The 24,289-nt window shown below is 57.4% G+C and carries 25 protein-coding genes; 10 read left to right on the forward strand and 15 right to left on the reverse strand.

Translation table 11 applies throughout. The annotated features are described in order from the left end of the window. Positions 1-125 precede the first annotated feature (125 nt). From RAL88_RS07430 to RAL88_RS07440, 3 genes are all read right to left on the reverse strand, one after another. Positions 126-1,253 carry a 5-(carboxyamino)imidazole ribonucleotide synthase gene (locus RAL88_RS07430; RefSeq protein WP_306268358.1) on the reverse strand — a complete coding sequence of 376 codons (1,128 nt, stop codon included), beginning with the start codon at positions 1,251-1,253 and terminating at the stop codon, positions 126-128. After that, on the reverse strand, positions 1,231-1,695 hold the full coding sequence (purE, locus tag RAL88_RS07435) for a 5-(carboxyamino)imidazole ribonucleotide mutase (RefSeq protein ID WP_306269611.1): 465 nt from the start codon (positions 1,693-1,695) through the stop codon (positions 1,231-1,233). The genes RAL88_RS07430 and purE overlap by 23 nt, the downstream gene beginning before the upstream one ends. Before the next feature lie 246 nt (positions 1,696-1,941). Then, positions 1,942-2,169: a YdcH family protein gene (locus RAL88_RS07440; protein ID WP_306268360.1), complete on the reverse strand. Its 228-nt coding sequence runs from the start codon at positions 2,167-2,169 to the stop codon at positions 1,942-1,944. A 195-nt stretch (positions 2,170-2,364) separates the two neighbouring features. Between RAL88_RS07440 and RAL88_RS07445 the strand changes: the two genes are divergently transcribed. Beyond that, positions 2,365-2,544, forward strand: coding sequence for a YdcH family protein (locus RAL88_RS07445; RefSeq protein ID WP_306268361.1), 180 nt, complete (start codon positions 2,365-2,367; stop codon positions 2,542-2,544). A gap of 103 nt (positions 2,545-2,647) precedes the next feature. Here the strand turns inward: RAL88_RS07445 and gloB are convergent, their stop codons facing one another. Further along, positions 2,648-3,418: a hydroxyacylglutathione hydrolase gene (gene gloB / locus RAL88_RS07450; RefSeq protein WP_306268363.1), complete on the reverse strand. Its 771-nt coding sequence runs from the start codon at positions 3,416-3,418 to the stop codon at positions 2,648-2,650. Between the two features lie 260 nt (positions 3,419-3,678). Here gloB and RAL88_RS07455 point away from each other — a divergent pair, with 260 nt between their 5' ends. Next, on the forward strand, positions 3,679-4,416 hold the full coding sequence (locus tag RAL88_RS07455; RefSeq protein WP_306268364.1) for a class I SAM-dependent methyltransferase: 738 nt from the start codon (positions 3,679-3,681) through the stop codon (positions 4,414-4,416). A 35-nt stretch (positions 4,417-4,451) separates the two neighbouring features. Here the strand turns inward: RAL88_RS07455 and RAL88_RS07460 are convergent, their stop codons facing one another. The 6 genes from RAL88_RS07460 to RAL88_RS07485 all read right to left on the reverse strand — a co-directional run bounded on the left by RAL88_RS07460 (position 4,452) and on the right by RAL88_RS07485 (position 11,107). Then, positions 4,452-5,465, reverse strand: coding sequence for a LacI family DNA-binding transcriptional regulator (locus tag RAL88_RS07460; protein ID WP_306268365.1), 1,014 nt, complete (start codon positions 5,463-5,465; stop codon positions 4,452-4,454). A gap of 9 nt (positions 5,466-5,474) precedes the next feature. After that, positions 5,475-6,476: an ABC transporter ATP-binding protein gene (locus RAL88_RS07465; RefSeq protein WP_306268367.1), complete on the reverse strand. Its 1,002-nt coding sequence runs from the start codon at positions 6,474-6,476 to the stop codon at positions 5,475-5,477. Further along, positions 6,469-7,500: an ABC transporter ATP-binding protein gene (locus RAL88_RS07470; RefSeq protein WP_306268369.1), complete on the reverse strand. Its 1,032-nt coding sequence runs from the start codon at positions 7,498-7,500 to the stop codon at positions 6,469-6,471. The genes RAL88_RS07465 and RAL88_RS07470 overlap by 8 nt, the downstream gene beginning before the upstream one ends. Next, positions 7,497-8,453, reverse strand: a complete 957-nt coding sequence (locus RAL88_RS07475) for an ABC transporter permease (RefSeq protein WP_306268371.1) — start codon at positions 8,451-8,453, stop codon at positions 7,497-7,499. Before RAL88_RS07475 ends, RAL88_RS07470 begins: the two co-directional genes overlap by 4 nt. A gap of 2 nt (positions 8,454-8,455) precedes the next feature. Next, positions 8,456-9,415 carry an ABC transporter permease gene (locus RAL88_RS07480; RefSeq protein ID WP_306268372.1) on the reverse strand — a complete coding sequence of 320 codons (960 nt, stop codon included), beginning with the start codon at positions 9,413-9,415 and terminating at the stop codon, positions 8,456-8,458. 78 nt (positions 9,416-9,493) lie between these two features. Beyond that, positions 9,494-11,107 carry an ABC transporter substrate-binding protein gene (locus tag RAL88_RS07485; RefSeq protein ID WP_306268374.1) on the reverse strand — a complete coding sequence of 538 codons (1,614 nt, stop codon included), beginning with the start codon at positions 11,105-11,107 and terminating at the stop codon, positions 9,494-9,496. A gap of 219 nt (positions 11,108-11,326) precedes the next feature. Between RAL88_RS07485 and RAL88_RS07490 the strand changes: the two genes are divergently transcribed. Both RAL88_RS07490 and RAL88_RS07495 read left to right on the forward strand, forming a co-directional pair. Next, the gene (locus RAL88_RS07490) at positions 11,327-11,947 is read left to right on the forward strand and encodes an AAA family ATPase (protein WP_306268375.1); all 621 of its coding nucleotides are present in this window, start codon (positions 11,327-11,329) and stop codon (positions 11,945-11,947) included. Next, entirely contained in the window at positions 11,944-12,720 is a 777-nt protein-coding gene (locus RAL88_RS07495) for an inositol monophosphatase (RefSeq protein WP_306268376.1), read from the forward strand. The genes RAL88_RS07490 and RAL88_RS07495 overlap by 4 nt, the downstream gene beginning before the upstream one ends. 65 nt (positions 12,721-12,785) lie before the next feature. Here RAL88_RS07495 and RAL88_RS07500 read toward each other — a convergent pair whose 3' ends face one another. Next, a complete protein-coding gene (locus RAL88_RS07500) occupies positions 12,786-13,769 on the reverse strand; it encodes a phosphatase domain-containing protein (protein ID WP_306268378.1) in 984 nt (327 codons plus the stop codon). Between the two features lie 90 nt (positions 13,770-13,859). Continuing rightward, complete coding sequence (locus RAL88_RS07505) at positions 13,860-14,708, reverse strand: MurR/RpiR family transcriptional regulator (protein WP_306268380.1); 849 nt, start codon at positions 14,706-14,708, stop codon at positions 13,860-13,862. A 96-nt stretch (positions 14,709-14,804) separates the two neighbouring features. On the opposite strand from RAL88_RS07505, the gene RAL88_RS07510 reads away from it, so the two are divergent. From RAL88_RS07510 to RAL88_RS07525, 4 genes are read left to right on the forward strand one after another with little or no spacing between them, the layout of a single operon-like run. Beyond that, positions 14,805-15,542, forward strand: coding sequence for a 5-formyltetrahydrofolate cyclo-ligase (locus tag RAL88_RS07510; RefSeq protein ID WP_306268382.1), 738 nt, complete (start codon positions 14,805-14,807; stop codon positions 15,540-15,542). Positions 15,543-15,564: 22 nt separating this feature from the next. Further along, the gene (locus tag RAL88_RS07515; RefSeq protein ID WP_306268383.1) at positions 15,565-16,539 is read left to right on the forward strand and encodes an ABC transporter substrate-binding protein; all 975 of its coding nucleotides are present in this window, start codon (positions 15,565-15,567) and stop codon (positions 16,537-16,539) included. Beyond that, positions 16,539-17,369: an ABC transporter ATP-binding protein gene (locus RAL88_RS07520; RefSeq protein ID WP_306268384.1), complete on the forward strand. Its 831-nt coding sequence runs from the start codon at positions 16,539-16,541 to the stop codon at positions 17,367-17,369. Before RAL88_RS07515 ends, RAL88_RS07520 begins: the two co-directional genes overlap by 1 nt. Further along, on the forward strand, positions 17,359-18,933 hold the full coding sequence (locus RAL88_RS07525; RefSeq protein ID WP_306268385.1) for an ABC transporter permease: 1,575 nt from the start codon (positions 17,359-17,361) through the stop codon (positions 18,931-18,933). Before RAL88_RS07520 ends, RAL88_RS07525 begins: the two co-directional genes overlap by 11 nt. Positions 18,934-19,020: 87 nt before the next feature. On the opposite strand, the gene RAL88_RS07530 is transcribed toward RAL88_RS07525, so the two are convergent. Beyond that, positions 19,021-19,698, reverse strand: a complete 678-nt coding sequence (locus RAL88_RS07530) for an SDR family oxidoreductase (protein ID WP_306268387.1) — start codon at positions 19,696-19,698, stop codon at positions 19,021-19,023. A gap of 170 nt (positions 19,699-19,868) precedes the next feature. On the opposite strand from RAL88_RS07530, the gene RAL88_RS07535 reads away from it, so the two are divergent. Next, a complete protein-coding gene (locus tag RAL88_RS07535) occupies positions 19,869-21,083 on the forward strand; it encodes an MFS transporter (protein ID WP_306268389.1) in 1,215 nt (404 codons plus the stop codon). Positions 21,084-21,133: 50 nt separating this feature from the next. Here the strand turns inward: RAL88_RS07535 and metW are convergent, their stop codons facing one another. Further along, positions 21,134-21,796, reverse strand: coding sequence for a methionine biosynthesis protein MetW (metW, locus tag RAL88_RS07540; RefSeq protein WP_371932149.1), 663 nt, complete (start codon positions 21,794-21,796; stop codon positions 21,134-21,136). After that, on the reverse strand, positions 21,793-22,980 hold the full coding sequence (locus RAL88_RS07545; protein WP_306268391.1) for a homoserine O-acetyltransferase: 1,188 nt from the start codon (positions 22,978-22,980) through the stop codon (positions 21,793-21,795). The genes metW and RAL88_RS07545 overlap by 4 nt, the downstream gene beginning before the upstream one ends. A gap of 191 nt (positions 22,981-23,171) precedes the next feature. Here RAL88_RS07545 and hisC point away from each other — a divergent pair, with 191 nt between their 5' ends. Then, entirely contained in the window at positions 23,172-24,287 is a 1,116-nt protein-coding gene (gene hisC, locus RAL88_RS07550; protein WP_306268393.1) for a histidinol-phosphate transaminase, read from the forward strand. Positions 24,288-24,289: the final 2 nt, after the last annotated feature.

Here is a 24,289-nt window from a genome sequence, read left to right on the forward strand (position 1 = left end):
CGAGACTGTTCAGAATGAACCGGCTCCATAGCAGACCCTCCCCGCCTTGTCCACTGCACAAACGCAGGTCCTGGCGGTTTCACCCCCGTTTTACCCATGGGCTATCGCCATTCATAAAACACGGCCTAGGACTTCGCCGAAACCGTATTGATATGGCCCATTTTCCGGCCCGCACGGGTTTCGCCCTTGCCGTAAAGATGCACTCTGCAGGCCGGATCGCGCGCAAAAAGTAGCCAATTGTCGACGTCGTCGCCGATGAGATTGGTCATCGTGACGTTGCTGTGATGCGATCCATCGCCCAGCGGCCAGCCGGCAATCGCGCGGATATGCTGCTCGAACTGATCGATCAGCGCCCCATCCTGGGTCCAGTGGCCGGAATTATGCACCCGCGGCGCAATTTCATTGACCAGCAGAGCCGGTTGATCCGGCGTACCGGAGATGAAGAATTCAATGCCCATGACGCCAACATAGTCTAGCTGGTGCAGAATTGCTGCCGCAGCCGCCGAGGCTTGCGCCAGAACCGGTTGTGGCAGGCCGGACGGCAGCACAGTGGTTTTCAATATATGGTCTTGATGGGTATTCAGCGCCATTTCATAGGACGACACGTCACCAGCAAGGCTGCGGGCGGCAATCTGGGAAGTTTCGGCAAAAAAAGCCACAAACGCTTCCAGCACACAGGGCTGATTACCCAAATCTGCAAAGGCTGTGTGCTGATCACCTTCATTGCGCAGAATGATCTGGCCTTTGCCGTCATAGCCAAAGCGCCGCGTTTTTAAAACGCAGGGAAATCCAATTTTTTCAACGGCTTCAGCTAGTTCCTCCGTCGAGTTTACCGCCTCGAACCGCGCCAGAGGCACACCAACGCCTTGCAGGAAGCGCTTTTCATTCAAACGGTCCTGCGCGGTCTCCAGTGCCATGAGCCCTGGCCGAACCGGCACAAGATGTTCGATCCGGCGCAGCGGCTCAATCGGTACATTTTCAAACTCATAAGTGACGATATCCACTGCTTTGGCGAAATCGCTGAGTGCCTCATGATCCTCATAAGCCTTGCAGCTGTAATTCCCGGCGCGCTGAAACGCCGGACTGCCGCTTTCCGGCGCATAGATATGCGGCTCGAAGCCCATTTCGCTGGCTGCTCCTGCCAGCATTGCGCCCAATTGCCCGCCCCCCAGAATACCAATCCGACTGCCGGGTGCCAAAGGGATCAAGGGACTGACCGGGTCCGCCATATCAGATGGTATCGACCGGTTCATCGCCGACTTCTTCCGTTTGCCGCGCCCGCCACTCATCCAGCCGTGCCGCCAGGCTTTCATCTGCCAGTGCCAGTATACCAGCGGCAAGAAGCGCCGCATTCCTGGCCCCCGCCTCGCCGATGGCGAGAGTTCCTACCGGCACACCGGCAGGCATCTGAACGATCGACAGCAGACTGTCCTGACCCGACAGAGTGCTCGATTTGACCGGCACTCCGAGCACTGGAAGCGGTGTCATGGCAGCGCACATACCCGGCAGATGGGCCGCCCCGCCGGCTCCGGCGATGATTACTTTATATCCTTGTTCACGAGCAGATTTCGAGAAAGCCACCAAACGGTCGGGCGTGCGATGGGCCGAAACAATCAGGGCCTTGTATCCAATGCCCAGTTTGGTCAGAATTTCGGCAGCGCATTTCATCGTCGGCCAATCCGACTGGCTGCCCATGATCAGTGCCACCGGACAGGAGCCCGACTGAGCGGCCTCCAGTTGAATGACATCCGGTTCGCCATTCTGCGTTTCTGGCGGAGAAGCTGCCATTCTAAATCACCCGTAAATTTAACGTGGTCGGGGCCCTGCCCCTGAAAACCCGCTGCCTAACTGGCAAATGCCCGAAATGCAAGTTTACCTTGCGCGAAAGGCATCCTCTCGACAGCTCGACCTCAGGATTAGTGGCCGTTGAAAAACCATAACTCAGGCTATGATATCCGGCAGCAGAATGTCTTCAAGCCGGGAAATCTGGTCTTTCAGAAGCAGTTTCTTTTTCTTCAGACGCTGCAACTGGAGCGCGTCCCCGCGGCCGCTTTGCAACAGCGCATCGATGGCAGCGTCCAGATCACGGTGTTCCTGGCGGAAAAGTGCAAGCCGGCTGCGCTGTTCCAGCTGCGGAATTTCCTCAAGATCGTGTTGTTCTTCACTCATCGCCCGGCAGACCTGTTGTCTTTTACACCAGCGTCACCATATCTGATTCAGCGCCACTATGGCGAGGTCTAATAGCCTGATTTTGATGGTTCGCAGATGCCCGTAGGATATTGCAACGCACAAAATGTCAGGTTCGACACTACCATCGCATTATGCAACAATACACGTGTTAATAGAAACCCGAGGAGATTGACTATGAGTATGGATGCACATTTGTCCAAATTGCAGGAACGTCATGCAACACTCGAACAGAAAATATCCGAGGCAAACCAGCATCCATCGTTTGATTCCCTTGAACTTTCAGAGATGAAGCGACGAAAACTTCTTCTGAAAGAGGAGATCGAGCGCCTTCGAACCGAACCGCTTCTCAATTAGCTACATACCAGTCAGACAACGCCGGGTTTAAAACCCGGCGTTTTTCGACTGACTGATTCGCGGCAAATTTCGTCAGGGACACAGCCAGACTGGTCTCAGTAAATCAGGCTTTGTCTTTGGCTTTTCGCAAGTGCGTAAAGACGCTTTCAGCGCTCTCGCTTTCCATGCCAAGGGCCTGTTTCAGATCCTGTTCCGAAGCACGCAGAAACGGATTTGTCTGACGTTCAAGCCCGATTGTGCTGGGCAACGTCGGCAGATCGTCGCGGCGCAGCCTTGCGACGTCTTCAGCACGCTGTTTCAGTTGCGCATTATCCGGATCGACAGACAGCGCAAAGCGCGCATTCGCCAAAGTGTATTCATGGCCGCAATAAAGCCGCGTTGCATCAGGCAGGGCGCCGAGTTTTTCCAGCGATTCCCACATCATTGCATAATCACCTTCGAACACCCGGCCGCAGCCAAGGGCAAACAGGGTGTCGCCGGCAAACACAATCTGGTCATCACTGAACCAGTAGACGACATGATCCAGCGTATGTCCCGGTGTTTCCAGCACATTGATGTCACGGCCCGACCATTCGATGACATTGCCTTCTGACACGGGAAGATCGATGCCGGGAACCTTGTCCATCGACAGTCTGGGGCCAATCAGGCGTGGTTGGAACTTGTCCTGCAGCACCGCAAGGCCGGCAGTGTGGTCGGCGTGATGGTGGGTCAGAAACACATGGCTGAGGCTCCAGCCACGGCGGGCCAGTACATCGAGAATGGGCTGGCCGTCAGGCGCATCGATTGCGGCCGTCAATCCGGTTTCCGGATCATGCACCAGAACCCCAAAATTGTCGCTTCGGCACATGAATTGCTCAATCTCCAGATCGGACATAAATTCCTCATTCTTGTTCGCTTTGTGGACAGGGTGAGATATATGTAGAGCACTTTTTACTGTTGTTGAAGCAATTGACCGGGTTTGTAAGCCCGTGGGAAATCTATACGCCAGTTGTGACCGTAAACACCACAGTGTGTTGAAACCGGCTGGAATCAACCCGAATGGATGGAACCGGGTCCGGCAGAGGGACAGGTGGCGGATAGGCGACAGTCAGGCCTTGCCAGATGGTTCGACATAAACAAAAAGTGCGCTAATCAATGCAATTGGACGTTGTCGACCTTCTGGACTTTTACCGAACACCGCTTGGCCAGGCGGCGGCGGCTGTGCTGTCCCGTCAATTATCCATGATGTGGCCCGACACCAAGCAGGACCGGGTTCTGGGTCTTGGCTTTCCGACACCCTTTCTGGGACCGTTTTTACCGGCCAGCGATCGGGTGTTTGCGTTCATGCCTGCTGGCCAGGGCATTTTTGCCTGGCCGAAAGAGGGCAACCGGTCAGCTGTGCTGGTTGATGAAACCGCTTTGCCATTGCCGGATTCCTCTATTGACCGGCTGCTGATGGTACATACGCTGGAAATGGTCAACGATCCACTGGCCACGCTTCAGGAAGCCTGGCGGGTGCTGGCTCCGGGCGGTCGCATCATCGTCGTGGTTCCCTCGCGGGGCGGGCTGTGGGCCCGCCTTGACGCATCGCCCTTTGGCTTTGGCCGTCCGTTCAGCCGCGGCCAGTTGCAAAAACTGCTGCGCGAGGCTTTGTTTTCACCGGAAAAATGGCACGGCGCACTGTATATGCCGCCATCAAACTCAAAAGTGCTGTTGCGCTCCGCTGTCGCCCTGGAAAAGGCAGGACAGAAATTCTGGCCCGCCTTCTGCGGCGTTATTCTGGCTGAAGCCACCAAACGTCTGTATCAGGGCCTGCCGGTTACCAGCAAATCAAAATCCGGACGCCAGCTCCGCCCCACAATGGTTCCCGCATCCACCCGGCAGACGCGATAGAGCATTTCCGAACTGACATGAGCTGCTCCAGGCCCTCACCTGTTCAAGCCAAACACCAGCTCACAGGGAAACACCATTTCTCTGGGCCCTGTCTCGATATTCTCCACAAGATCGACAAGATGTGAGGTTGCAGTGCTGACCATTGTTTCAAACGGCATCCGCACAGTGGGAAAATTATAGGCCGCCAGCCGCGACAGAAGCGTGCCGCCAAATCCCACAACTTTCGGCACAACTTCAAAACTGTGACGTGAAATCGCATCGCTCGCGGCAATCGCCAGAAGATCGCTTGAACAGAAAAAACTGTCCGGAGCCTTCGGCAGTTCCAGAAGCTCACTCACCACCCGCAGACCGTTTTCGTAATCATTGGCGCCTGCCATACGTGTAAGCGGTTGAAAGCCATAAAGCTTTTCAATCTGTCGGACAAACCCCGCGGCGCGTTCCTTCACTACTGTTGCATCGGCCCGGCCGCCGATGAATGCAGGGCGGAGGTAATTTTCCTGATGCAGATAATCCGCCACGGCGGCAGCGCCGGCGAAATTGTCGCAATAGATAGCGCTGTATTCCGTTCGGCGCGTACGACGCCCGACGATTACAATCGGTTTTTCCAGTTCAGCACTGCGCTGCACCAGAGATTCAGGCAGACGCGAGGCCGAAACCAGCAAGCCGTCTACCTGATATTGCAAAGCTGCATCGACCGATTCAACCTGTTGACCTTCCTGTGCGATGTTCAGGAGCAATGCGTGATAGCCACGCTTCTGGGCCTCAGCACTGACGAAGCGAAACAGTTCAAGATTTTCAGGGTCATCAAAATTGTTGACCAGCAGGCCGATCAGATGCGAGCGCCGGCCGGCAAGCGCCCGGGCGGCCATATTCGGCGCATATTGCAGTTCCGATGCGGCATTTTGAACAAGCGCGCGGGTTTTTTCGGAAACCGGAAGGTCAGGCCGGAAAGCACGCGATACAGTTGTCAGAGACACGCCCGCCCGGTCCGCCACGTCCTGTGCGGTAACCCTGCCATGTGTCGGACGACGCGAATTCCTAGTTTTCATTATCCCTCATCAATTGCCCATCACAAATTGCACTTCGGCATGGTGGCAAGCTGTTTTGCGATCCTTGGCAAAACTTTGCAACTCCGGGTTTCGAATGCCACATACTTCACTGGCTTTCCAGCATCTTGTGCGAAACGGGCAACCCGACGGGCGATCCAGCGGACTTGGCGGCTCTCCCGGAACCTCGATGGTCTTGCGCGCAGCCCGGACCGCAGGATCAACCACCGGCACGGCGGAAATCAACGCCTGCGAATAGGGATGAGCCGGCGCATTGAATAGCTGCTCCGAGGGGCCTTCTTCCACCAGTTCGCCCAGATACATGACCAACGTGCGGTCGGCGATGTGGCGAACGACGGACAGATCATGGGCGATGAACACCAGAGCGACGCCGGTTTTGTCCTGAATGTCCTGAAACAGATTGACCACCTGAGCCTGCACCGAGACATCCAGGGCTGAAACGGCTTCATCGCAGATCAACAGACGCGGTTCACTGGCAAGGGCCCTTGCGATACCGATACGCTGTCTCTGACCGCCCGAAAACTGATGCGGATGACGGTCAAGATCACCGGCATTGAGGCCGACAAGTCTGACAAGTTCCGTGGCCCGGGCGCGCCATTTTGCCCGTGGCAGAATGCCGGGCAGCACCCGCCAGGTTTCACTTATGATCTGCCCGACAGTCATGCGCGGATTGAGCGAGGAATAGGGATCCTGAAAGACAAATTGCATGTCGCGCCGCGCCAGACGCAAATCTTCACCCGCCAGCGCCAGAAAATCCCGGCCCAGGAAATCAATCGATCCGCTGGTGGGCTCGATCAGACGTGCAAGACATTTGGCAAGCGTCGACTTACCGCAGCCCGACTCGCCGACGATGCCAATGGTTTCACCCTCGGCAACATCAAGACTGACGCCCGCCACAGCCTGCAATTCGCGGGAGCGGGACCAGAAGCTGCTTCTGTCTGCCACATGAAAGGTCTTGGCCAGATCTCTGACCGAAAGAAGCGGCTCAGACATGGACAGCCTCCGGTCTGAATATTTCGGCCATTCTCAAACAGGCTGAGGTTCGGTTATCACCAGCTTCCTGTAGCACTGGCTTTTCGGCCTTGCACTGCTCCTTGGCGTAGCGGCATCTGGGATGAAAGGCGCAGCCTGCGGGCAGCCGTGACAGCACCGGCGGCGATCCGTCAATAACGCCCAGCCTGTCTGAAACCCCGGCAATATCCGGCATGGAAGCCAGCAGTGCCTCGGTATAGGGATGGTGCGGAGCGGCAAAAATCCGTTCCGTCGGCCCTTCTTCCACAACCTGGCCGGCATACATCACCAATATTCTGTCAGCCTGCTCGGCGGCAACGCCCAGATCATGGGTGATCAGCAGCAGCGCCAGATCCAGTTCCTTGCCGAGCCGCTTCAGCAAAGCCATCACCTGGCGCTGCACTGTCACGTCAAGCGCAGTTGTCGGCTCGTCGGCAATCAGCACTTTTGGATCGAGCGCCAGTGCCATGGCAATAACGATTCGCTGGCACATCCCTCCTGAAAATTGAAACGGATAATCATCCACACGTTCTTTTGCGGCCGGGATTGCGACCTGCTCCATCAGTTCAATTGCCCGTTTGCGGCCGGCCGAACGCGAGGCTCCACTGCGGGCACAAAACACTTCGGCGATCTGGTAACCAACTGTCAGAGCGGGGTTCAAGGCCGCAATCGCATCCTGAAAGATCATCGCCAGCCCGCTGCCGCGCAACGCCAGCTGTGTCGATTTTGACGCTGTGGTCATCTTGATGCCGCGAAAACTTGCCTTGCCGGTGACGCGGCCCGGCGGGGTCGGGATCAGGCCCATCACTGCCATCTGTGTGACGCTTTTGCCCGATCCGGACTCGCCCAGCACACACAGGGTCTCGCCGGGTCGGAGTGTAAAACTGACATGTCTCACCGCCGGAACGTCGCCTTCATGCGTCCCGAATGTCACGCACAGATCGCGGACCTCCAGCAGCGGCGCTGCAGCGTCATAGCCGGGTAGTGTTGTGATGTCCTGGCTCATGTGGTGGCTCCCGCTTTGGGGCGTTTTGCAAGCCAGCGCCAGCGCTGCACCGGATCGGTCACCGCGCGGGCCCAACCGGCAATCAGGTTGAGACTGAGAGCAGTCAGGAAAATGGCAAGCCCGGGAAACAGCACCAGCCACCAGGCAGAGCGGATATGCGCGCGGCCATCTGCGATCATCAGGCCCCAGGATGCATCGGGCGGCTGCACACCAAAGCCCAGAAAGCTGAGCGATGCCTCAGAGAGGATCAGGACTGCAATTTCCAGTGTGAAAAGCACCAGAATGGGTGCCATTACATTTGGCAGAATATGCCGGAAGATGATGCGGCCGCTTTTGCAACCCTGAGCCCGGGCGGCCTGTACATAGGTTGCGTTGCGGGCATTCAGCGCCAAGCCTCGCGCCATGCGCGCAAACACCATCCAGTGAAGCACCAGAAAAACCAGAATGAGATTGCCAAATCCGCCGCCCAGAATAAACAGCACAAACAAGGCGATCAAAAGCGACGGCAAAGACAGCATTCCATCAACCAGGCGCATCACGATATCTTCAAACAGGCCGCCGTGATAACCGGCCATTAGTCCCGCCGAGACCCCAACCAGACTTGAAAGCAACGCTCCCAGAACACCCACGGAAACCGAGACCCGTGCGCCGTAGATCAACCGGGTGAAAAGATCGCGTCCCAGTTCATCGGTGCCGAAAAGATAGAAATCACCATTGCGACCGGTTGTGCCGGGTGGCAACAAGCGGTCACGCAAGTTCAGTCCGACCGGCTCATACGGTGCCAGAAACTCGGCCCCAAGAGTGAAGATCACCAGAATCAGCAGGAAAATCATCGCCACAAGGGTGATGTGATCCCGCAGGATTGCATGGACATAATCGCCAATTCCGATCCGGGCACTTCGGCTTTCTTCGCCATCGTCGGCAGAAACAAGTGCAACATCATCGCGCATCATCGTCATTTCCGTCCCAGGGCGATTTCGGGCTTGAAGAAGCGGTAGCTGAAATCCACAAGCAGATTGACGGTAATCACCAGCGCCGCGACAACAGCAATGCTGGCCTGAATCAGCGGCAGGTCGCTGCGCGACAGGGAATCGATAATCAGCAGGCCTATGCCGGGCCACGCAAAAATCTTTTCAACCAGAATGGCACCCGTCAGCAGCGCCGAGGTTTCGTCACCAATCATCGTGATGATCGGGATCGAGGCGTTTTTCAGCGCATGGTGGTAGATCACCCGATATTCCTCAACGCCCTTGGCACGGGCCGTCGTCACATAGGGCTTCTCCAGCTCATCCAGCATGGCGCTGCGTGTGACCTGGGCAATTCGCCCGATAGGACGCGCGGCCAGGGTCATCGCCGGTAAAATGACATATTCAATGCCGCCATACCCGCCGGTCGGAAGCCAGCCCAGCTGCACCGCAAAAAACACGATCAGCATCAGGCCCAGCCAGAATTGTACCACCGAAATTCCCGCCAGCGACAGAACCGTGACAATGCGGTCGGCGATGGAGCGCGGCCGCGCTGCGGCAGTGACACCCATGAACACGCCCAAAGGCACCGCAATCACCAGTGCCGCACCTGCCAGAAGGAAGGTCGCGGGTAATCTTTCCAGCACAATATCAATGACAGGCTGGCCAATCTGCTCCAGATCGAGCGATGGCAGGACAGAGAAACCGAAGCGATAGCTGACGCCGAAATCGCCCGTGAAGAGACCCGCAAGATAACGCAGATATTGCAGCCAGAGCGGGTCATTCAATCCGGCGACCACCCGCAATTTCTCAATCGCGTCAGGCGTTGCGCCAGGACCAAGCATGTTCAATGCCGGATCACCAATCACGCGCCCGGCAAAGAAAACAAAACTGATGGTGAGAATAAGCAGAATCAGCGAATTAAAAATGCGCCTCGTGAAATAGGCCATGGCAGTGCTGCCTTCACTTTTGGAAAACCGGGCCGGAAGCCGGCCCGCGCTTGCGCGGACCAGCCTTCTGGGAGCTCATCAATCGCTTTTTGTCACATAGACCGCTTGAAACCGGTGGTCGGTGCCAAATTTGAAATCGATACCATCTTTCACGAGATAGGCGCGGTCCAGCAGGGCCAATGGCAGGATCAGGTGACGATCATGCACAGTCTTGACAAGCTGTTTCAGCTTTTCGGCACGTTCTGCACCGGTGCTTGCCAGCGCTATCGCCAATTCTGCATCGAAAGCCTCGTCGCAATAGACCGATGACCGGGACGCACCTGTTGGATCATCCATACTCGGGCAGGCGTAGTTGGAAAGCAGCAGAAGCCCGAAATCGTTTGACGGGTTCTGCTTGACGTGAACCTGCATCATCTGTCGGCCAGGCTCGTTGGCATAGCCGGCAATCCGGACCCGTGGATTGAATTCCTGCGGGGTCTGCACTTTAACCTCAGTGCCGATACCGACCGAATTCAGCATGGCACCGAGTGCCTCTACGGTTGGCTTGATCCGGGGCGTTGAACTGCGGCCCACGATCTCTATAGAGAGACTATCCACATCGACACCATCAGCTTTGGCCTCTTCCAAAAGCGCCATTGCTCCTGCCGGGTCGTATTCATAGGCGCTGACATCGGCATTGTAACCGACGGTTCCTTTGGGTGCCAACTGTCCTGGTGGCACGGACGCCAGGCCATAAAGATCCACCAGACCTTCAATGTCGACCGCCTTGAAAATGGCTTCGCGGATGCGAGTATCCTTCAGCCGTTCATCGCCATAAAGTGAATGATCAAGCCTGCCATAAAGATAGGTGGTGGATGGACCAGTCACACAGTAATATCCTGAAGTGCCTTCTGCGCGCTCACATTCATCGGCGGACGGGAACATCCCGATCTGCGCTTCGCCGCTCTGGATCATGGCGACACGCGCTGCGTCTTCCGGACGGAACACAAACCGCAAGCTCTGCCAGATTGGCTTTGAGGTGCCGTAGGCATCCTCAGCTGTCAGACCCCACCATTCAGGATTGTAATCTGCGGTCCAGTATTGGCCCGCTGCCCATTCATTGAATTTGTAGGGTCCGGTGCCCACTGGCGCGGAAAAATGTGCCTTGGGATCGTCCTCCAATTGCTTTGCGGACGAGATGCCGTTCAATGACAGGCGGAATTCCAGAAGCGGATCGGGCTTGCTGGACCGCACTTCGACAACTCCGTCACTGACTGCCGTGGCGGTGATCTCTCCCGGCCCTGCATATTCCTGAATTGTGAATGAATTTTCCAGGCTCCAGACCCAGTTTATGGATGCCGCAACTGCCGCTGCATCCATGGCGGAACCGTCATGAAACATCACCCCTTCACGCAGCTGAAAACGCAGTGTGCTGTCATCAATGCGCTCCCAATTGCGTGCCAGCACGCCGCGCATTTCGCCAGCCACCGGATCTTGCGCGATCAGGGTTTCAAGCACATTGCGAATGCCGACCGCATTGATTTCCTTGTAAGCGCCCTGCGCCGCCAGATCTTGCGGTTCCTGGCTGACCGCCACAACCAGCTCACCCTCTGTCGGCTGAGCCAGCGCATAAGGCACAGACAGGCTGGTCGCCAGTGCGGCCCATGCGACACTCCCCCTGATTAATCGCAAGAACGAATTACATCCAGTCATGACTTCCTCCCGGGAAATAGTGAATAAGCATATTATGAAACCGCTTTCATATTTCCGCAAATTTCCAACTCTGTCAAGTGCAGATATTATTCCTCATTTTCACTTTATAGCTCTGTTATTAAACAGATATTATGGTTTTTGAAGAAAATACTTGCCAATAATTTTTTCGTCGTTATTAATTGAAAGCGCTTTCACATTTATTCAATTTTGGAGTCCCTGGTGGGTAAATCGGTAAACAACAAAGGCTTGGTCCTCGCACTGGTGGGGGAATCCGGTGCGGGCAAAACGACCACAACCGCAATACTGAAAACAATGGGCTTTGCCCCGGTCGCCCTGTCCAAACATCTACGCGACACGGCCATTGCCAAATTTGGCGTCCCGACGAGGTCCCAGGTGCAAAACCTTGCCCGGGAAACCCAGGTGGTCGAGGGTGATGATTACTATGCCCGCGTGGCGGTTGATGACCCGGCCTTCCATGCGCCGGGCAACGTTGTTGTTGACGGGCTGCGAAATCGCGCCGAACTGACTTACGTCACCGAAGCCACCAGGAAATCCGGCCGGGATTTCTTCCTCATGGCGGTTGTTACAAGTGATGACAACCGGTTTGCCCGTGTGGTCAATCGCGGCCGCGCCGGTGATCCGCTGGATCGCTCGAAATTTGATGCCGATGATGCACGTGCAAGGGGCAGCGCAACAGCCGGGTTTCAGCAGAACGGTATTTTGATCGAGATGGCCGAATACCGAATTGAAAACAGTTCCGAGTTAACGGATCTGACCCGCAATATCGAACAAGCTGTTGACTATGCTTTAAACGGCACAACCAGTAAGGCAAGTGGATGAGTGATTTGGCAGAACGCCAGCGTGTCGGCTGTGAGATTGTCAAACGCGCGGCCGCGCTGGCACTGGACTATTTCCAGCGCCGCGACAGCCTCGATCAGGGCAGCAAGGCTGCACCGCTTGATCTGGTGACAGAAGCGGACCGGGCCGTCGAACAGCAGATCAAGGCGGAGCTTGCAGCAGCATTTCCCGATGACGGGTTCTGGGGAGAAGAAAGCGGCGGCGATGCCAGCCAAAATCTCTGGGTCGCAGATCCCATTGACGGCACATCAAACTTCGTCGCCGGCCTGCCTTTGTGGGGGGTTTCTTTGGCGTTTGTACAAAACGGCGAAACCCGGATCGGTTTTCTGGCTTTTCCCGTGCTGGATAGTTTCTATCAGGCGACAAAGAATGCCGGTGCCTTTCGCGATGGTCAGCCTATTGCGGCATCACAAATCAGTTCTCTCGACCGCTCCCGCGTTATATTTGGACGCTCGCCTGATATGGCGCCCGACAATCCTCTTGCCTTTGCCACCGGTGTTCTCGACGGCGGGGCTGTGATCTATGCGTTCAACTGCTGCATTTTTAATCTGAGCCAGATCGCGGAAGGGTGTTGCCATGCCTATTATGAAGAGCGCGTCCACCCCTGGGACTACGCCGCCGGGGCCCTGATCGTGAGCGAGGCAGGCGGGCGAATTTCAACAGATATGACGGCAAAAGCCTATGCCAATGGAGCACCCCTGTTCGCCTCCGGCCCGAACCTTTGGGACAAGATAAGACCGTTCGCAGCCTTGTAGGAACCCATCGCGACCAACCGAGCTCGGCCATGCAGCGTTTTACGATGCGGTCTGATGATCTGGCGTCAGCGTCTCTCTGTCAGCAACGGTTCAAAGGTCGGACCCGAGAAAAACGCTACCCCGGTGGCACGGATTTCATCTGCCCATTGATCGTCAACTATGTCCAGCGGCCCCGCACCGCGCAGGCACACCTCGATTATCCGGCCCTCATGGCGTGCAATGGCATCCAGATAAACCTTTCCATCATGCTGGCCTGTGTCGCCAATCAGAACAAATTTGAGCGTCGGATTGGCCGCAACAATGGAATCAATGGCATCCCCCTTATGGGACCCGTGAGAGCTTTTGATAAACTGGGTTTCGCTGATGCCGAGATCGCGCAGAAATTTCGGCCCGAACGGCACATCATTGTGGTGAAACACGGCATCGAGAAAACTGTGCAGATTCCACGGTGAGGAACTGACATAAAACACCGGATTTACACCATTTTGCCGGCGCTGGATAAGCGCGACCGTATCAGCGAAAATCTGCCGGCTTTCCACTGCGCCTGTCAGAGTTGTCCATAAATTTCGCAGAATGCTCCAGGCCCCGGTCTGAAGAACCGTATCGTCAATATCGGAGATGATGCAGATCCGCGCCTGCGGGAGGGGCACCACAACTGGAGCCTGGCATTCATAGCCATATTTTGGCAAAGTGACCTTTAAAAAGGTTGTTGCCGGATCGGCCACCGGCACGCGAATTGAAAAATAGCCCTCTTCGTCGCTGTGCCCGATGATGCCCTCCACATCAACTTCCACATCGCTGACTTCCCGGGTCAGAAACAGCGCCACCATGGCGCGAAGATTTGTCAGCAGGCCGGGTTTCAGCGGCGTCGCCCGCAACTGGCGCCGGGTCAGCACCCGGCCACGCACAACGACGCCCTCAGGCGTCGCATAGCCGGTATAGGTATCTACAATCAGGTCATCGGACGACCTGGCCGGCCGGAACCGGTCAATGAAACTTTCGGCACGGTAGCCCCATCGGCTCAGCCTGCTTGCGCCGGTTTTTGTCAAAATTGCCCTGCCTCAATCCAAAGCCCGGCACACGCAGTGCCGCATGACTGCCGGAGAATCTGGTGTTTGCTTGTCTGAACAGGCAGAACGTTACTCAAGCAAATCCAGTTCCTCAACTATTGCGTCGAGGTTTTCGGAGCGCTGTTTCACAGCTTCTGAATTCTGGCCGATATAGGTGATGGCCAGCAGCCGCAGCATGGAAACCAGCGTTGCATGGGTGGGCAGAGCGCTGTAGCTGGCCACATGGCACGGCAGAACACTTTCTGAAAATCGTTCGGCCTGGGCCTGAAAGCCGTGATCGGTCAGCGTGATGATGCGCATCCGCGAGGTTCGTGCATAGGCCAGGATTGACCGCAATAGCTTCGGACGCGGATCAAGCGTGAGCAGAATCAGCGCATCATGCGGCCCGGTCATTGCCAGATCCCCGGACCAGTCCTGCCCGGTGCCGCTCAGATAATGCACGCCATGGCGCAGCTTTGAAAAAAGCGACCGTCCGACCCGAGCCACCCCGTCTTCAGTGCCAAATCCGAGAAACCAGACGCGCGGCGCGGCTGACAGGATTTTTGCACTTTCCGACAGGCGGTCGGAGCGCAGCTCTTCAAATGTCCGGGTCAGATTGCGCAGTTCCAGATCCAGATGATCGCCAATCGAGCGGCCCAGAACGGTCTGTTCAGCGAAGGTTTCGGCCTGGCGGTAAGGCTGTGTCCGGTTGCGCTCCTCGCGAGCCTGCAGCCGCACCTCCTCAAAATCCGAATAGCCCAGACTGCGGAAAAACCGCGCTGCTGTGGCCTTGGAAACGCCGGCGAGTCGTGCCAGTTCGGTGGCGCTGTGGGTTTCAATAATGCCCTGATGCTCCAGCAGAACCTGGGCAATCTTGCGCTCACTTTCGGTCAGACGCGCCTGTTTTTCGTGAATTCTGAGGATGAGTCTGGAAGCCATAATGACCGAATAGCCGCTTTTTCATCCAGATTCAACTTGACCGATGAAACATTAGTTTCAATACTATGAAACAATGAAACCGAACAGGGTGGGTGCATGTCGACCTCAAAAATTATCCGCGAGAGAATTTGGACAAAGCTCCGCGACGTGGCCAAACCTGACACCAGGTTCCACCTCAATTTTGCCGAAGTCATACCGGATTTTGAGGGCTCGGAAGAGGCCACCGAACGTCTCGTTTCAGAACCCGCCTATCAGCAGTCTGAATTCGCCTTCATTACGCCGGATAATTGTCTGGCCGGGCTGCGCCGCCGCATGATTGAGGATGGCAAGACCTTCGTGATGTCGACCTATGGCATTTATCGCGGCTTTATCCTGCTGGAGCCCGACATGGTGCCAAAGGGCGCCGCGCTCTATGCATCATGGCTCGACGGCATGGAACATTTCGGCCGACCAACTACGCTGGACGAGATTGCCCGGCGCGGCCGGTTCGATCTGATGGTCACCGGTGCCTCTGCGGTGTCGGTAAACGGCGTGCGGTTTGGCAAGGGCCACGGATTTTTCGATCTGGAATGGGGCATGTTCACCGATCTGGGACTTGTCGATGAAACCACCCCGGTCATTGCGGTGGTGCATGATGTGCAGCTGGTTGAAGATCAGTTGCAGCCTTCGGAAACGGATATTCTGGTCGACAAGATCGCCACCCCGACACAATTATACACCGTCGAACGCCGGGCAAAACGGCCCAGCGGCGTGAAATGGCCCCTGCTCGATCCCAAACAGATTGAACAAACGCCGCCATTGCAAGAACTTCAACGCATTCAGGGCGTTGCCTGAAAACCAAACGGGAGATATGCACATGACCCTCACACTGAGCCGCCGTCACTTTCTTTACACCGCAACCGCTGCTGCTGCAGCAGCATCATTTGTACCGCGCAGCGCATTTGCGGCAACGCCGCTGACCATGCAGGCGGCCTGGATCAACGATGCTGAATTTGCCGGCTATTTTCTTGCCATGGACAAGGGCTATTACGCTGCCGAGGAGCTCGATCTGACCTATCTGTCCGGCGGTCCCGACGTCATTCCCGAAAGCACCATCATCGCCGGACGCGCCGATCTGGCGCTGACCACGCCCGATACGACACTGAAAGCGATTGCCGATCAGGGTGCGCCGTTCAAGATCATCGGCGCGCAATATCAGAAGAACCCGATCGGAATTGTCTCTCTGGTCGCCAGCGGCATTAATTCTCCGGCAGATCTGGTGGGAAAAACCCTCGCCGTACCGCCGGTCAATGTGATTTCGGTTGAAGCAATGCTCAAGATCAACGGCATTGAGCCCGGCTCTGTGAACATTGTGCCCTATGCCTATGATCCAACACCGCTGATCCGCGGCGAGGTTGATGCCAGCATGGATTTCACCACCAACGTGCCCTACACGATCAGCCAGCAAGGGGCCGAGGCTACCTCGTTTCTGCTGTATGATTTCGGCTACACCATTTACAATGACACAGTGGTCGTGACCGAAGAGGTGTTGAAGACCAAGCGGCCTGAACTGGTTGCCTGGCTGCGCGCCAGCCGCAAGGGCTGGGAGGAAAACCTGGCCGATCCTGCGCTGTGGCCGGCCAAATGGGCCGACACGCATTTCAAGGGCACAGGCCGCACCATCGACAATGAAGTCTTCTTCAACACCGCCCAGAAGCCCCTTATCGAGACCCCGGCTGGAATATTCTCCATGACGGAAGACGATATCGAGGCCAATCTGAGTGCTCTTGGCGAAGTCGGCATTGTCGGCAACCGTGATATGTTCGATACCACACTTCTTGAAGAAATTTGATGCCTGCCCCGGAAGGGATATCCCCCGACGGGATTTCTCCCGACGGAATATCTCTTGCCGGGATTACCCCCGAAGGAATTTCTCTTCTCGGGATCGACAAGACCTTTCAGGGACGCGGCAAGACGGTTGAGGCGCTGCGTGATGTTAGCCTCAATTGTCCTGCCGGATCGTTCACCGCTATCATCGGTCCGTCGGGCTGTGGTAAATCAACCATCATGCGCATTGCCCTGGGTCTGGAAACCGCCGACAGCGGCACGGTCCTCATTAATGGTGAAACCCCGGCTGTTGCGACCAGGACCGGTCATACGGGCGTCGCGTTTCAGGATGCCGCATTGCTGCCCTGGCGCAACGTCAGCCGCAACATCGAAGTGCCGCTGGAGGTCATCGGCCGCCAGCTTTCTGCCCACAGGCACCGCGTTCAGGAGATGATTGATCTGGTTGGCCTGAAAGGATTTGAAAACTCGCTTCCCGGCGAGTTGTCCGGCGGCATGCGCCAGCGCGTCGCAATCGCTCGCTCTCTGGTGACCGAACCCAGGGTGCTGTTCATGGACGAGCCTTTCGGCGCGCTTGACCAGATCCTGCGCCGCCAGATGAACGTCGAATTGCAGCGCATCTGGCAGGAAATCGGCTCCACCGCGCTGCTGGTAACCCATGGCATAGACGAGGCGGTGTTTCTGGCTGACCGGATCGTGGTGATGCACGCAGATCCCGGCCAGATCGTGGATGTCATCGAAGTGCCATTTGCCCGCCCGCGCCTGCCTTCGCTGTTCTCCGCGCCCGCCTTTCATGAACTCAGCGACCATATTGCCGAGGTTCTGCATGGCGGATGAAGCGGCCAGCAAACCGGGCACCGGCCTGCGCAACGCTGCCCTGCTGCTCACTGTGTGGGAAATTGTCGGGCGTCTGGACCTGATAGCAGGCGGCGCTTTGCCATCCTTGTCGGAAATTCTGCTGCGTCTCTGGGTCGACCGCGCCGACTATCCGCCGCATGTTCTGGCGACACTGTATGCCTCCGGGCTTGGCTTTATCATCGGCAACGCGATTGGCATTTTCGCAGGTGTCGTGTTTGCCCTGTCTCCCACCACGCTGCGGCTGTTTCGCGGAGTCAACATTGCCATTTTTGCGCTGCCGCCCATCGCCATTGCGCCGATTCTGGTGCTCACTCTGTCAGGTATGGCCCCGCGCGTCGTGCTGGCCACGCTAGGTGTCTATTTCGTCACCATGACTGCCACCGTGATCGGCCTGTCGCAGACCGACAAACGCACGACCGATCTGATCAGGGCCTATGGCGGCTCCAGCTGGACAGTGCTGCGTCTGGTGCAGTTTCGCGGTGCGTTGCCAACCATCGTCTCTGCCTTCCGCATCGCCGCACCCAATGCGGTGCTGGGCGCCATTCTGGCGGAGTTCGGCGGGGGCGGCCGCTGGGGGCTGGGCTCCTATCTGCTCGGCTCGCTGGGCCGCGGCAAACCTGACCGGCTGTGGGGCATCGGCCTGACGGCAACCGCCATTGCCGGGCTGAGCTATCTGGGCTTTGCCATCCTGTCCGATCGCTTTCTCGGATCGACCCGCGCGGTAACCTTGAATGCCGCAACGCCTGATGTAGCGGCACCGGCCTCTTCTGCCACCGGCCGTGGGCTTCTGACCATCGGCGCAATCGCACTGCCATTGCTGTTGTGGTGGGCCTATATCGAGCTGTCCGGTGTGCCGGGGCTGATATCGAAAACCCCATGGGGCGTGATCGATTATCTGTTCCTTGCCAAAACCGCACCGGTGGCCCAGACCAAGCTGCTTCAGGCACTGGGGGAAACCCTGCCCATCACCTTTGTCGGCATGGCGATGGGGCTCGGTTTCGCCTTTCTGCTGGCGATCTGCTCACGGCTGTTTCCCCAGGCCATCCGCGCCTTCATGCCGGTTGCTCTGGTCACCCAGACGATGCCGCTGGTGGCCTTGACGCCGCTTCTGGTGCTGATTTTCGGGCGCGGCACAACGTTGACCTTGTGGGTCACGATTTCCGTGACCTTTTTTCCGGCTTTTGTCACGCTCGCCCAAGGTATTGCGCTGGTGCCGCGCGGCACACAGGAGCTGCCGCGCGCCTATGGCGCAAGTCCGTGGCTGGAAATGCGCATGGTCACCATACCCGCCTCCCTGCCCTATCTGTTCGCCGCCACCCGCCTGACCGTCCCGCGCGCGCTTTTGGGGGTCATGATTGCCGAATGGCTGGCCACCGGAAAGGGCCTTGGCAATCTGCTCAACCAGTCCCGTGGCTATCTCGACTACGGCATGATCTGGAGTGTCGCCGCCGTATCGGTGCTGGTATCGGTGATCCTTTACCAGCTCGTCGTCCTCGCCGAACGCCGCATCCTGCACCGCTTCGGCATGCAGACCGCCGAATGATCTGAGATTTCTCCCTCACGAGCCTGCAATGCGGTGAAAGAAGAACCATGCTGCATTTGCCCCAGCATTTCCCGCGTTGAGACAGGATTATTGCGGCTGCGGATAGATTTGCAGTGACGGGATCATGACATGTTCGGGCTGCTCGATGGCATAGATGAAGGCGCGGGCAATATCATCGGGGCGCAGCGCGTTGGGTTTGGGTTCATCGAAGAACGGCGTATCGACCATGCCCGGATTGATATTGGTGACCCTTGCGCCAGTGCCTGACAACTCGGCCGCGACATTCTCCGCATAGCCCCTTATGAACCACTTCGTCGCACCGTAAACCGATCCCGGCAAGGTCGCGTGCCCTGCGCGCGAACCGACAAATACCAGATGGCCTTTGGAGGCCTTCAGATGCGGAATGGCCAATTTTGCGGTGACGGCAACACCAAAATTATTCACCAGCACCATCTCTTTGAAATTGTCGATATCGCCATTTTCTGTGCCCATTGCGCTGGCGCCCAGACCGGCATTGGCCAACACCACATCCAGCCGTCCGAACCTGTCGGTGGCCGCAGCAAACATCGCCTTCTGCTGATCCGCATCGGTGACATCGCAGGTCACCGCCAGGGCATTTTCCGCCCCCAGTTCAGCGACCAGTCCTTCCAGCTTGTCGGCAGAGCGTGCTGCCAGAATGACTTTGTGCCCGGCCTTTGCCGAATGGCGCGCACAGGCCGCTCCGATGCCCGAAGAAGCGCCGGTGATGAGAATGATTTTGCTCATGATATGTCCTTCCAAAAATGTCGCCACGTAGAACGCATTGGACGGCTATACACCAAATGCTCTCTGTTTGTGCGCGGCAAGGGCCAAATTGTGCTACAAAGCCCGGCACAGCCTGGCGCAGCATCCAGGCATCTCAATGCCACGACGCTTGAGACGGAGAGAGCGCAGACATGGATAAATCAGACCGGCAACCGACCTATCGCTGGGTGATTGTGACGGCCTCAGCGCTGATTCTGGCTGTCTCGATGGGAGCCACCGTCAACGGCCTGTCGGCTTTTATTGTGCCGATGCAGGATGCTTTCGGCTGGCAACGCGGCGACATTACGCTGATCAATTTCTCCGGGATTATGGGCCTGGCGTTCGGCGGACTGGTGATGGGGCCACTGGCCGACCGCAAGGGCACGCGGCCTGTCGTGCTTGGCGGTGTCATTGTGCTTGGCCTGTGCTATCTGGCCGCCTCTGTCGTGACCTCCCTGTGGCAGTTCTATCTTCTGTTCTTCATTGGCGGTTTTTTTGGCGCAGGCGCAATTTTCCCGCCGGTGATGGCTGCCGTTGGCAACTGGTTTCAAGTCGGTGTCGGCACGGCCATCGGCATTGCCTCGGCCGGGCAGGCGCTGGGCCAGGGTGGCGTGCCATTTGTGTCATCCCTCCTGATCGGCTCATTTGGCATCAGCGGCGCTTTTGGCATCACCGGCGCAGTCATGCTGGCGGCCCTTGTGCCGCTGGCCTGTCTGCTGCGAAACCCGCCTCAGCGCAGCGCCGCGATGCAACAAAGTGATGCTGCCGAGGAAGAAAACAGACTTCCCACCAGAACCGTTGTCATGCGCATGAGCGCTGCCATAACTTTGTGCTGCATCTGCATGTCCGTCCCGCTGATGCACCTCGTGCCGCTCATTCAGGATCGCGGATTTTCCGCAGAACAGGCCGGCAGCGTAATTTTCGTGATGTTGCTGGTGGCCATCATCGGCCGCCTCTCCTTCGGCATGCTGGCCGACCGGATTGGCGCATTGCCCGCCTATATGACTGCGACAGCCTGGATGACGCTGATGGTATTTGGCTTCATTTACGTCCAGAACATCGGATCATTCTACGCCTATGCGGTGATTTACGGATTTGGCTATGCCGGCGTCATGACCGGCGTGCTGGTCTCGATCCGCATGCTGACCCCGCCCTCCCGGCGCGCTTCAGCCATTGGCATCGTCATCATGTTCGGCTGGTTCGGCCATGCCATTGGCGGTTATCAGGGCGGTTTGCTTTACGATCTGACCGGCAACTACACCGCCGCCTACGCCGTCGCTGCCCTCGCCGGCATTCTCAACCTGATCATCGTCAGCAGCCTGTTCCGCAAAACCCGGCGGCTTGAAGGGATGGCTATGGCTGCGTGAGGCGGGAGAAGACAAAAATACCGCCAGTTTTGCCTCAGATGCCTCCCCCGCTACGCCCCGTCCTTCTGCGACAGCAGAAACACCGCCTGTTCGCCGATCACGTTTTTCACCGCCAGCGGCCAGCTGTCCGGCAGCGGCCGGCGGCCGCCGCCCAGCGCGACAAACTTGTCGATGCGCGCATCGGCCTGCGCACACAGATCGAAAAAATCGCGGATCGTGCAGAAATGAATGTTGGGGCTGTCATACCAGGTGTAGGGCAGATCCTCGGTCACCGGCATTTCGCCTTTCAGCAGCAAATGCGCGCGCATGCGCCAGAAGCCGAAATTTGGAAATGACACGATGGCGTGCCGGCCGATCCGCAGCAACTCGCGCAACACGACTTCCGGCCTGCGGGTCGCCTGAATGGTCTGCGACAGAACCACAAAATCAAAACCCTTGTCAGGATAATGGAAAAGGTCCGTATCGGCATCACCCTGGACCACGGCAATGCCCTTCGACACCGCCACGCTGACGCCCTTCTGGCTGATTTCAATGCCACGGGCATTGATGTTTTTCTGCTGCTTCAACAGCGCGATCAGCGCTCCGTCGCCGCTGCCGACATCCAGCACTTTCGCACCATCGGGTATCAGTTGCGTGATGATCCGGTAGTCGGCCCGGTTCGGGTCAGCCGTCATTGTCAGATCAATGCTTGGACCGGCCTTGTCATCGCTCATGTTGCGGCCGCCAGCCCCAGTTCTTCCGCCCCCGCCCGGATAAAGCCGCCAACCGTATCGAACAATTCGGGCAGCTCCAGCAGGAAGGCATCATGCCCCTTGTCGGTTTCAACCTCGACAAAGGAGACATTGGCCCCCGCCGCGTTCAGGGCATGAACAATAGCGCGGTTTTCAGAGGTCGGAAACAACCAGTCGCTGGTGAAGGAGACACAGCAGAACCGGGTCGGGGTCTGATCGAAAGCATGCGCCAGCTTGCCGCCGAATTCCGCTGCCAGATCGAAATAATCCATCGCCCGCGTCATATAGAGGTAGCTGTTGGCATCGAACCGGTCAACGAAGCTCATGCCCTGGTGGCGCAGATAGGATTCAATTTGAAAATCGGCTTCAAAACCGAAAGTGACGTCCTCACGTTCCTGCAGGTTGCGGCCGAATTTACGGTGCAGAGCGCCTTCTGACAAATAGGTGATATGCGCGGCCATACGCGCCACAGCCAGCCCTTTTGTCGGGCGTATGCCGAAACTGTAATAATCGCCGCCATGCCAGTTCGGATCGGCCATCACCGCTTGCCGCCCGACTTCATGAAACGCGATATTCTGCGAGGTGTGGCGAGCCGCGGTGGCGATGGGTACCGCGGCAAACACACGTTCCGGATAGCTCGCCGCCCATTGCAGCACCTGCATGCCGCCCATCGAGCCGCCGATCACGGCGAACAGGCGGTCAATGCCGAGATAATCTATCAGTTTTGCCTGCGCATTGACCATATCGCGGATCGTCACCACCGGGAATCCAAGCCCGTATGGGGTGCCGTCTGCTGTCTCACTGGCCGGGCCGCTTGATCCCATGCAGCCGCCAATGACATTGCTGCAGATCACATAAAACCGGTTGGTGTCGATAGGCTTGCCCGGACCGACCAGGGAATCCCACCAGCCTGACTTGCCGGTAATCGGATTTTGCGTGGCAACATGCTGGTCGCCAGTCAGGGCATGGCAGACCAGAACCGCATTGGTTTTGTCGGCATTCAGTGTGCCATAGGTCTGGTAAGCGATCTGCAACGGGGCCAGCTCCGCCCCTGCGGCCATCTGCAGGCCGTCGTCTGTTCCAAAGCGCACCACCAGACCACTGGGCGTGCGCGCTTCTTTCAACGCCGCCGGAAGATGGTCATTGCTGATACTGGATTGCGACATGGTGCTGGTGGAGGCTCATATTTGCTTGAGATCGCCGGATAGCTACGGGCAGCACTTGTGGACTGTCAATGTTTTCTTTGATTTTCGCCCCGACCACGCATATGAAGACCCGTCTTGGACAATGCAATTGCAATGGCTGTAACCAGGATCGATGGGACCCGCCATCCGGCGGTGACAAAGAGGAAGCAACAATGCCAGACACGTCTCACAGAGGCCCGGTACCGCGTGCGTCCGTGATGAAGATCGCGCCTTATGTTCCGGGCAAAAGCCAGGCCAGCGGTGTCGATCCGAAAAGCGGCAAGGTTTTCAAACTGTCCTCCAATGAAAATCCGCTGGGGCCAAGTCCGCGCGCCCTTGCCGCGCTGCAGGACGCCCCCCGTCTGGAAGACTATCCCGATGGCAGTTCCACCAGGCTGCGTCAGGCCATAGCAAATGCACATGGTCTCAACCCGGCGCGGATTGTCTGCGGCTCCGGATCGGATGAGATTCTCTCGCTTCTGGCCTATGCCTATCTTGGTCCGGGCGATGAAGCGATTTACAGCGAGCACGGCTTTCTGGTCTACAAGATTGCGATTCTGGCGGCAGGGGCCGAGCCGGTTGTGGTGCCCGAGCGCGACTATACCGCCGAGGTGGATGCCATTGTTGCCGCCGTTACCGCGAAAACCAAAGTGGTGTTCCTCGCCAACCCCAATAATCCAACCGGCACCTACATCCCGTTTGACGAGGTTAAACGGCTGCACGCGGCATTGCGCCCGGACATTCTTCTGGTGCTGGATGCCGCCTATGCGGAATACGTCCGGCGCAATGATTACGAATCCGGTCTGGAACTGGTCGCCAACTCGGCAAATGTCGTGATGACGCGGACGTTTTCGAAGATTTTCGGCCTGGCCAATCTGCGCCTCGGCTGGTGCTTTGGCCCTGAAGGCGTGATTGACGCAATCAACCGCATTCGCGGACCGTTCAATGTCAATGGCGCTGCTCTGGCCGCCGGTGAAGCCGCTATTACCGATACCGACCACGTCGCCAGATCGGTCATTCACAATGAGGACTGGCTCAAACGGATGACGAAGGGCTGCGAGGCACTCGGTTTGAAAGTCACACCCAGTGTGGGAAATTTCGTGCTGGTGCATTTCCCGCAGACCGCGCAACACTCGGCGGAACAGGCTGATAATTTTCTCCAGGCGCGCGGCTGCGTGGTGCGCCGGGTCAGCGCTTACGGCCTGCCCAATGCGCTGCGCATTACCATCGGCACAGAGCAGGCCAATCTCGCAGTTCTGGCCGCCTTCAAGGAATTTTTGAGTAAGTGAGT

Origin of the sequence: Pararhizobium sp. IMCC3301, assembly GCF_030758315.1 — a bacterium.
GTDB lineage: Bacteria > Pseudomonadota > Alphaproteobacteria > Rhizobiales.

What these genes read in the sequence shown, in the direction of transcription:
- RAL88_RS07430 (WP_306268358.1), bottom strand. Translation starts at nt 1,253, where the DNA reads ATGAACCGGTCGATACCATCTGATATGGCGGACCCGGTCAGTCCCTTG.
- purE (WP_306269611.1), bottom strand. Translation starts at nt 1,695, where the DNA reads ATGGGCAGCCAGTCGGATTGGCCGACGATGAAATGCGCTGCCGAAATT.
- RAL88_RS07440 (WP_306268360.1), bottom strand. Translation starts at nt 2,169, where the DNA reads ATGAGTGAAGAACAACACGATCTTGAGGAAATTCCGCAGCTGGAACAG.
- RAL88_RS07445 (WP_306268361.1), top strand. Translation starts at nt 2,365, where the DNA reads ATGAGTATGGATGCACATTTGTCCAAATTGCAGGAACGTCATGCAACA.
- gloB (WP_306268363.1), bottom strand. Translation starts at nt 3,418, where the DNA reads ATGTCCGATCTGGAGATTGAGCAATTCATGTGCCGAAGCGACAATTTT.
- RAL88_RS07455 (WP_306268364.1), top strand. Translation starts at nt 3,679, where the DNA reads ATGCAATTGGACGTTGTCGACCTTCTGGACTTTTACCGAACACCGCTT.
- RAL88_RS07460 (WP_306268365.1), bottom strand. Translation starts at nt 5,465, where the DNA reads ATGAAAACTAGGAATTCGCGTCGTCCGACACATGGCAGGGTTACCGCA.
- RAL88_RS07465 (WP_306268367.1), bottom strand. Translation starts at nt 6,476, where the DNA reads ATGTCTGAGCCGCTTCTTTCGGTCAGAGATCTGGCCAAGACCTTTCAT.
- RAL88_RS07470 (WP_306268369.1), bottom strand. Translation starts at nt 7,500, where the DNA reads ATGAGCCAGGACATCACAACACTACCCGGCTATGACGCTGCAGCGCCG.
- RAL88_RS07475 (WP_306268371.1), bottom strand. Translation starts at nt 8,453, where the DNA reads ATGATGCGCGATGATGTTGCACTTGTTTCTGCCGACGATGGCGAAGAA.
- RAL88_RS07480 (WP_306268372.1), bottom strand. Translation starts at nt 9,415, where the DNA reads ATGGCCTATTTCACGAGGCGCATTTTTAATTCGCTGATTCTGCTTATT.
- RAL88_RS07485 (WP_306268374.1), bottom strand. Translation starts at nt 11,107, where the DNA reads ATGACTGGATGTAATTCGTTCTTGCGATTAATCAGGGGGAGTGTCGCA.
- RAL88_RS07495 (WP_306268376.1), top strand. Translation starts at nt 11,944, where the DNA reads ATGAGTGATTTGGCAGAACGCCAGCGTGTCGGCTGTGAGATTGTCAAA.
- RAL88_RS07505 (WP_306268380.1), bottom strand. Translation starts at nt 14,708, where the DNA reads ATGGCTTCCAGACTCATCCTCAGAATTCACGAAAAACAGGCGCGTCTG.
- RAL88_RS07510 (WP_306268382.1), top strand. Translation starts at nt 14,805, where the DNA reads ATGTCGACCTCAAAAATTATCCGCGAGAGAATTTGGACAAAGCTCCGC.
- RAL88_RS07515 (WP_306268383.1), top strand. Translation starts at nt 15,565, where the DNA reads ATGACCCTCACACTGAGCCGCCGTCACTTTCTTTACACCGCAACCGCT.
- RAL88_RS07520 (WP_306268384.1), top strand. Translation starts at nt 16,539, where the DNA reads ATGCCTGCCCCGGAAGGGATATCCCCCGACGGGATTTCTCCCGACGGA.
- RAL88_RS07525 (WP_306268385.1), top strand. Translation starts at nt 17,359, where the DNA reads ATGGCGGATGAAGCGGCCAGCAAACCGGGCACCGGCCTGCGCAACGCT.
- RAL88_RS07530 (WP_306268387.1), bottom strand. Translation starts at nt 19,698, where the DNA reads ATGAGCAAAATCATTCTCATCACCGGCGCTTCTTCGGGCATCGGAGCG.
- RAL88_RS07535 (WP_306268389.1), top strand. Translation starts at nt 19,869, where the DNA reads ATGGATAAATCAGACCGGCAACCGACCTATCGCTGGGTGATTGTGACG.
- metW (WP_371932149.1), bottom strand. Translation starts at nt 21,796, where the DNA reads ATGAGCGATGACAAGGCCGGTCCAAGCATTGATCTGACAATGACGGCT.
- RAL88_RS07545 (WP_306268391.1), bottom strand. Translation starts at nt 22,980, where the DNA reads ATGTCGCAATCCAGTATCAGCAATGACCATCTTCCGGCGGCGTTGAAA.
- hisC (WP_306268393.1), top strand. Translation starts at nt 23,172, where the DNA reads ATGCCAGACACGTCTCACAGAGGCCCGGTACCGCGTGCGTCCGTGATG.